The organism is Staphylococcus caprae (genome assembly GCF_002902725.1).
GTDB lineage: Bacteria > Bacillota > Bacilli > Staphylococcales > Staphylococcaceae > Staphylococcus > Staphylococcus caprae.
In genome coordinates this window covers 1-6916 of record NZ_PPRT01000069.1, presented here as the reverse complement: position 1 = coordinate 6916, position 6916 = coordinate 1, and the positions used below count along the sequence as shown (strand labels likewise).

At 34.3% G+C, this 6916-nt stretch carries 6 protein-coding genes; 4 read left to right on the top strand and 2 right to left on the bottom strand.

The genetic code is table 11. From position 1 onward, the window contains the following. The first annotated feature begins 305 nt into the window (after positions 1-305). Positions 306-707 carry a SarA family transcriptional regulator gene (locus CD155_RS11025; RefSeq protein ID WP_037541517.1) on the top strand — a complete coding sequence of 134 codons (402 nt, stop codon included), beginning with the start codon at positions 306-308 and terminating at the stop codon, positions 705-707. A 74-nt stretch (positions 708-781) separates the two neighbouring features. On the opposite strand, the gene mnmM is transcribed toward CD155_RS11025, so the two are convergent. Then, entirely contained in the window at positions 782-1345 is a 564-nt protein-coding gene (gene mnmM / locus CD155_RS11020) for a tRNA 5-(aminomethyl)-2-thiouridylate-methyltransferase MnmM (RefSeq protein ID WP_103213358.1), read from the bottom strand. Next, the gene (gene mnmL / locus CD155_RS11015; RefSeq protein ID WP_002443468.1) at positions 1342-2301 is read right to left on the bottom strand and encodes a tRNA modification radical SAM protein MnmL/YtqA; all 960 of its coding nucleotides are present in this window, start codon (positions 2299-2301) and stop codon (positions 1342-1344) included. Before mnmL ends, mnmM begins: the two co-directional genes overlap by 4 nt. 106 nt (positions 2302-2407) lie before the next feature. Between mnmL and CD155_RS11010 the strand changes: the two genes are divergently transcribed. The 3 genes from CD155_RS11010 (at position 2408) to CD155_RS11000 (ending at position 6674) form a co-directional block, all read left to right on the top strand. Then, positions 2408-3628 (top strand): MDR family MFS transporter, encoded by a 1221-nt coding sequence (locus CD155_RS11010; protein WP_044466749.1) that lies wholly within the window; start codon positions 2408-2410, stop codon positions 3626-3628. Positions 3629-3921: 293 nt separating this feature from the next. Then, positions 3922-6339 carry a leucine--tRNA ligase gene (gene leuS, locus CD155_RS11005; RefSeq protein WP_172605816.1) on the top strand — a complete coding sequence of 806 codons (2418 nt, stop codon included), beginning with the start codon at positions 3922-3924 and terminating at the stop codon, positions 6337-6339. Positions 6340-6362: 23 nt separating this feature from the next. Further along, the gene (locus CD155_RS11000; RefSeq protein ID WP_070873382.1) at positions 6363-6674 is read left to right on the top strand and encodes a rhodanese-like domain-containing protein; all 312 of its coding nucleotides are present in this window, start codon (positions 6363-6365) and stop codon (positions 6672-6674) included. The last annotated feature ends 242 nt before the right edge of the window (positions 6675-6916 follow it).

The following is a 6916-nucleotide window of genomic DNA, read 5'->3' as shown; positions in this document are numbered from 1 at the left end:
GTTGCATTTTAATTGTGAACTTGATATATTTTGATTATATAAATAATATAATTTTAATATGTATTTGGACTAGGGGATGACGTAAAATTATATTATTAATGTTAAAAATTTTCATGCTTTTTATATCTAATTTTCCTAGTCTGCATTGCTTTAAATAGTCTAAATTGATTTTAAATTAACTCGTTCAATTTAATAATTGGGAATGATTCAATCGTTTTTAAATTAGCCGGTGGTAAGTGTAAATTTGGGGAGCCGGTTAACTTAGAAAAATATTTAACAGTTATTTTATTTGGGAGATGTTAATTTTGGCTAAAAGTGAAAAAGATAGAGTTCATGGAATTTTGCAATTAGAAGCGTTACTTAAAGACATTAACTCCATTTTTGATGCAATCAAAAAAGAGTATAATATGTCTAAGGAAGAAATTTTAATTTTGCTCACTCTTTGGGAAGAGGGTTCAATGACACTTAAAGAAATGGATGATTTTGTTCACATCAAACCTTATAAGCGTACTCGTACTTATAATAATTTGGTTAATCTTGAATGGATATATAAAGAAAGACCTCAAGATGATGAACGTACAGTAATCATTCATTTTAATGAAAAGCTCAGTAAGAAAAAGCAAGACTTACTTAACTTTATTGGTCAATCCATAGGTAGTAAATCTGAACCAATGCAAATGAGTTTAAAATCAATTTTAGCTGTTTAACCTGTCTTATAATTATTTATTAAAAAAGATCTTATTCCTTCTTACGAAAAGAGTGGAATAAGATCTTTAACTTTTTAATTTCGTTTTTCGATTGCACATAAGAAAGGTGCATGGTTTTTCTGATTAATAAATTGATATTGTAATATGTGTGCTTGATTTTGATCAAATTGACTTAAATAATCAATTAAAGCATCTCTTTCAATTTTACCTTCTTCATGACCGTGATAAATAACGAGAATAATAATTCCCTCTACACTCAATACTTCAAAGATACTTTCAATCGCTTTAATAGTAGTCTTAGGTTGAGTCACAATGGCTTTATTACCTTTAGGTAAGTAACCTAAATTAAATATTGCCGCATCAATTTTACCAATATGTTCTTTTGAAATATGTTTTTTAATATTTTCGTGACCATCGAGAATTAATTTAACATTTTCGAAACCGTCAATTTTCAATCTTGTATTGTCTATTGCTTCTTGTTGAATATCAAATCCATAAACGAAACCACGCTCAACTTTACTTGCTAAATAATAAGTATCGTTGCCATTACCACAAGTGGCATCTATCACTATGCTTTCATCGTTAATATGGCTATCTATTAGTGACTTTGAAAAGGGGAGAATGCGTTCTAATTTCATGATTGAACCTTTTGTTTTTGTTCGTATTTTTTACCTTGGTATGAGCCTCTACGTTCTAATTCGTTATCAATTTCATTTAAAACTTCCCATTTATTTACACTCCACATTGGACCAACCATTAAATCAATAGGTCCATCTCCAGTGATACGATGTACAATCATTTCGGGAGGGATCACTTCAAGTTGGTCACATACTAATTGCGTATAGTCATCTTGACTCATAAACTCTAGCATTCCTTTTTCATATTGTTTAACCATTGGTGTGCCTTTTAATAGGTGAAGTAAATGAATTTTAATACCTTGAACATCCATTTGTGCAACTTCTTTAGCAGTTTCCATCATCATGTCATAGTCCTCACCTGGTAAACCATTAATGATATGCGTACATACGTTAATATTATGCTTTCTTAATTTAGCTACACCTTCGTAATACGTTTGCATATCATGTGCACGATTAATTAAGTCAGAAGTAGTTTGATGAACAGTTTGTAAGCCTAACTCAACCCATAGATACGTTCGTTCATTTAATTCTGCTAAATATTCAACAACATCATCAGGTAAACAGTCAGGACGGGTTGCAATAGATAAACCGACGACACCTTCTTCTTTAAGTACTGGTTCATATTTTTCCTTAAGCACTTCTACAGGTGCATGTGTGTTTGTGAAGGCTTGGAAGTAGGCAATGTATTGTCCTTCACTCCATTTTTCATGCATACGTGATTTAATTTGTTGGAATTGCACTTCTATTGGATCAGCTCTGTTACCTGCGAAGTCGCCACTTCCTGCAGCTGAGCAAAATGTACAACCACCATGAGCAACAGTGCCATCTCTATTAGGGCAGTCAAAACCACCATCAAGCGCCACCTTAAATATTTTTTGTCCAAATTTATTTTTTAAATGATAATTCCATGTGTGATATCGTTTATTTTCAAAAGCATACGGGAAATAATTACCCATAATACATTTTCCTTTCTATTTTAGTTCTAAGTACAGATTTTAACATATTTTAGTGTTATAGTGTCTATTATAGATTGAGAAAAACATAAAGAGAGGGACTCAAGATATGAATATACCTAAATCAGTTTGGTGGCTAGTTATAGGCATGGCCTTAAATATCACTGGCGCCAGTTTTTTGTGGCCTTTAAACACTATTTATATGAAGGAAGAGCTTCATAAGAGTCTCACAATAGCTGGTATCGTCTTAATGATTAATTCATTTGGTATGGTCGTCGGTAACTTATTAGGGGGCACCTTATTTGATAAACTAGGTGGCTATAAAACTATTTTAATAGGTACATTTACATGTTTGTGCAGTACCACATTATTAAATCTATTTCACGGTTGGCCTTGGTATGCAGTTTGGCTTGTGTTACTAGGTTTTGGTGGCGGTATGATTGTCCCGGCAATTTATGCGATGGCCGGAGCAGTATGGCCAAATGGGGGACGTCAAACATTTAATGCCATTTATTTAGCGCAAAACATCGGTGTTGCTGCGGGTGCGGCACTAGGTGGATTTGTAGCGGAATTTAGCTTTAATTATATTTTCTTAGCTAATTTAGTGATGTATGTGTTATTCGCGCTTGTTGCGATTACGCAATTTAATTTAGAAATTCATGCGAAGGTAAAACATCAAGATGCGATTGATTTAAAAAGTAAGGAAAGTAAAAAACGTTTTACAGCAATGATGCTCATATGTGCCATGTTTGCGATTTGTTGGATAGCCTATATTCAATGGGAGACAACAATTGCATCATTTACGCAATCAATAAATATTTCGATGTCACAATACAGTGTACTATGGACAATTAACGGCATAATGATTCTTGTAGCACAGCCTTTAATTAGACCTATAATTGTTATATTAAGAGGAAACTTAAAACATCAAATGTTTGTTGGTATTTTTATTTTTATGAGTTCATTCTTAGTTACAAGTTTCGCACATCATTTTGCTATATTTGTTGTCGGGATGGTTATTCTTACTTTTGGTGAAATGTTTGTATGGCCTGCAGTACCTACAATCGCAAATAAACTTGCGCCTGAAGGGAAACAGGGACAATATCAAGGATTTGTAAACTCTGCTTCAACAGTAGGTAAAGCTTTTGGTCCGTTTATTGGTGGTGTACTTGTAGACACACTTAATATGAGTATGATGTTTATCGGTATGATTGTCTTATTATGTGTGGGTCTCATTTTCCTAAGTATCTTTGATAGAGGTTTGCCTAAAGATGACAATGAATCCCAAACACCTCGAAGACCTAGAAGAAAATCGAATGCTACGAAATAATACGCATTGATTATAAATAATAGTCCTTAACTACTTGCAATAATGGCTTTTATAACATAATATTAAAAATGTATAGATAGAAGTATTTAGAGGCTTTTCTACAGAGAACTAGTAAAGGTGAGAACTAGTGTTAAGGACTAAATGACTTACAATAATTTAATGAATTGAATGAGACATCTCTAACTATTAGAATGAAGTGCGCTATCTTAGCGAATAAGGGTGGTAACGCGGCAGTATCGTCGTCCCTTTAAATCCAATAGTAGAGGTGTCTTTTTTATGAAATAGGAGGAAATGTGTTGAATTACAATCACAAGGAAATTGAAAAGAAATGGCAAGATTACTGGGCAGAGAACAAGACATTTAAAACAAGTGACAATTTAGGTCAAAAGAAATTTTACGCGTTAGACATGTTTCCTTATCCATCTGGAGCTGGATTGCACGTAGGTCATCCAGAAGGTTATACAGCAACGGATATTATTTCTCGTTATAAACGTATGCAAGGATACAATGTGTTACATCCGATGGGGTGGGATGCATTTGGATTACCTGCAGAACAATATGCATTAGATACTGGTAATGATCCTAGAGAATTTACTAAGAAAAATGTACAAACATTTAAACGCCAAATCCAAGAATTAGGATTTAGTTACGATTGGGATAGAGAAGTTAATACGACAGACCCTGAGTATTACAAGTGGACACAATGGATTTTTATTCAACTTTATAATAAAGGTTTAGCATATGTAGATGAAGTTGCAGTTAACTGGTGTCCGGCATTAGGTACAGTTCTATCAAACGAAGAAGTGGTAGATGGTGTATCAGAACGTGGTGGACATCCTGTATATCGTAAACCTATGAAACAATGGGTCCTTAAAATTACAGAATATGCAGATCGTTTACTAGAAGATTTAGACGAATTAGATTGGCCAGAGTCTATTAAGGATATGCAACGAAATTGGATTGGCCGTTCTGAAGGGGCGAAAGTTTCATTTAATGTAGATGGTACAGATGATGAAATTGACGTATTCACAACACGTCCAGATACAATCTTCGGCACTACTTTCCTTGTGTTAAGCCCTGAGCATTCACTTGTAAATAAAATTACATCTAGTGATAAACTAGAAGAAGTCAAAGCTTACCAAGAAGAAGCATCAAAAAAATCAGACTTAGAACGAACAGATTTAGCAAAAGGTAAAACAGGCGTATTCACAGGTGCATATGCAATTAATCCACTTTCTGGTCAAAAATTACCAATATGGATTGCGGACTATGTATTATCAACATACGGTACAGGCGCTGTGATGGCTGTTCCAGGACATGATGAACGTGACCATGAATTTGCTAAGAAATTTGACTTACCAATTATTGAAGTGATTGAAGGTGGAGACGTTCAATTAGAAGCATACACTGGTGAGGGTAAACATGTTAATTCAGGTGAACTTGACGGTCTTGAAAATGAAGCAGCCATTAGCAAAGCAATTGAATTACTAGAAGCTAAAGGCGCGGGTGAGAAAAAAGTAAATTACAAACTTCGCGACTGGTTATTTAGTAGACAACGTTATTGGGGTGAACCAATTCCAATTATTCATTGGGAAGATGGTTCAATGACAACAGTACCAGAGGAAGACCTACCATTATTACTTCCTGAAACAGACGAAATTAAACCTTCAGGTACTGGTGAATCACCACTAGCAAATATTGATGACTTTGTTAATGTCGTTGATGAAAAAACTGGCATGAAAGGTCGTCGTGAAACTAATACAATGCCACAATGGGCAGGAAGTTGTTGGTACTATTTACGCTACATCGACCCAGATAATGATAAGATGATAGCGGATCCTGAAAAGCTAAAACATTGGTTGCCAGTTGATTTATATATAGGTGGAGTTGAACACGCAGTACTTCATTTATTATATGCAAGATTCTGGCATAAAGTGTTATACGATTTAGGCGTGGTACCTACAAAAGAGCCATTCCAAAAACTATATAACCAAGGTATGATTCTTGGCGAAGGAAACGAAAAAATGAGTAAATCTAAAGGAAACGTAATTAATCCTGATGATATCGTTTCTTCACATGGTGCAGACACATTACGTTTATACGAAATGTTTATGGGACCATTAGATGCTGCCATCGCTTGGAGCGAAAATGGTTTAGATGGTTCAAGAAGATTCCTTGATCGCGTATGGAGACTCATCGTAACTGAAGATGGCACATTAAATAATAAGATTGTAGACTCTAACGATAAATCATTAGATAAAGTTTATAATCAAACAGTTAAGAAAGTGACTGAAGATTTTAATGCATTAAGCTTTAATACTGCTATTAGTCAATTGATGGTATTTATCAATGATTGTTATAAAGCTAACGAGATTTATAAACCTTATATTGAAGGTTTCGTGAAAATGTTAGCACCTATCGCACCACATATTGGTGAAGAATTGTGGAGCAAGTTAGGACATAATGAAACAATTACGTATCAACCTTGGCCTACATTTGATGAAAGTTTACTTGTAGATGAAGAAGTGGAAATTGTCGTTCAAGTCAACGGTAAAGTACGCGCTAAATTAAACATTCCTAAAGATTTATCTAAAGAAGAAATGCAAGATTTGGCCTTAGTTAATGATAATGTTAAAGCGAGCATTGAAGGTAAAGAGATCAAAAAAGTGATTGCTGTGCCTCAAAAATTAGTTAATATCGTTGCTAAATAATATAGATAAAGGAGAGATTCAAAATGGAATCAATTACAGTAGATGAATTAAAGAAAAAAATATTAGATTCAAATCCGGTGAATATTGTAGATGTTCGCACAAATGAAGAAACAGCGCTTGGCGTGATTCCTGGAGCTAAACTGATTCCAATGGATGAAATTCCACATCATATCAATGATTTCAATAAAGATGAAACATACTACATTATTTGTGCAGCAGGTTCACGTAGCGCAAGAGTAGTACAATATTTAGAAGAACAAGATATTCATGCAGTAAATGTTGAAGGCGGCATGAATGAATGGGGAGACGAAGGTACTGTCGTCGATAGTATTTAAGTCTTTAACAATGATTTAATTTTTTAGGGAGTGGGACAGAAATATAATTTAGCAAAATTATTTTCGTTGTTCCGCTCCCAACTTGCATTGTTTGCAGAATTTCTTTGTAAGAAATTCCATATGTTGGGGCCCCGCCGGCAAGGATGGGTAGGATTGAAAGAAGCTTGATATAAGCGCACTTTCAATTCAGACATCTACTGCCAATATGTTAAAGAAAGCTGAGACAATTAATTATGTCCCAG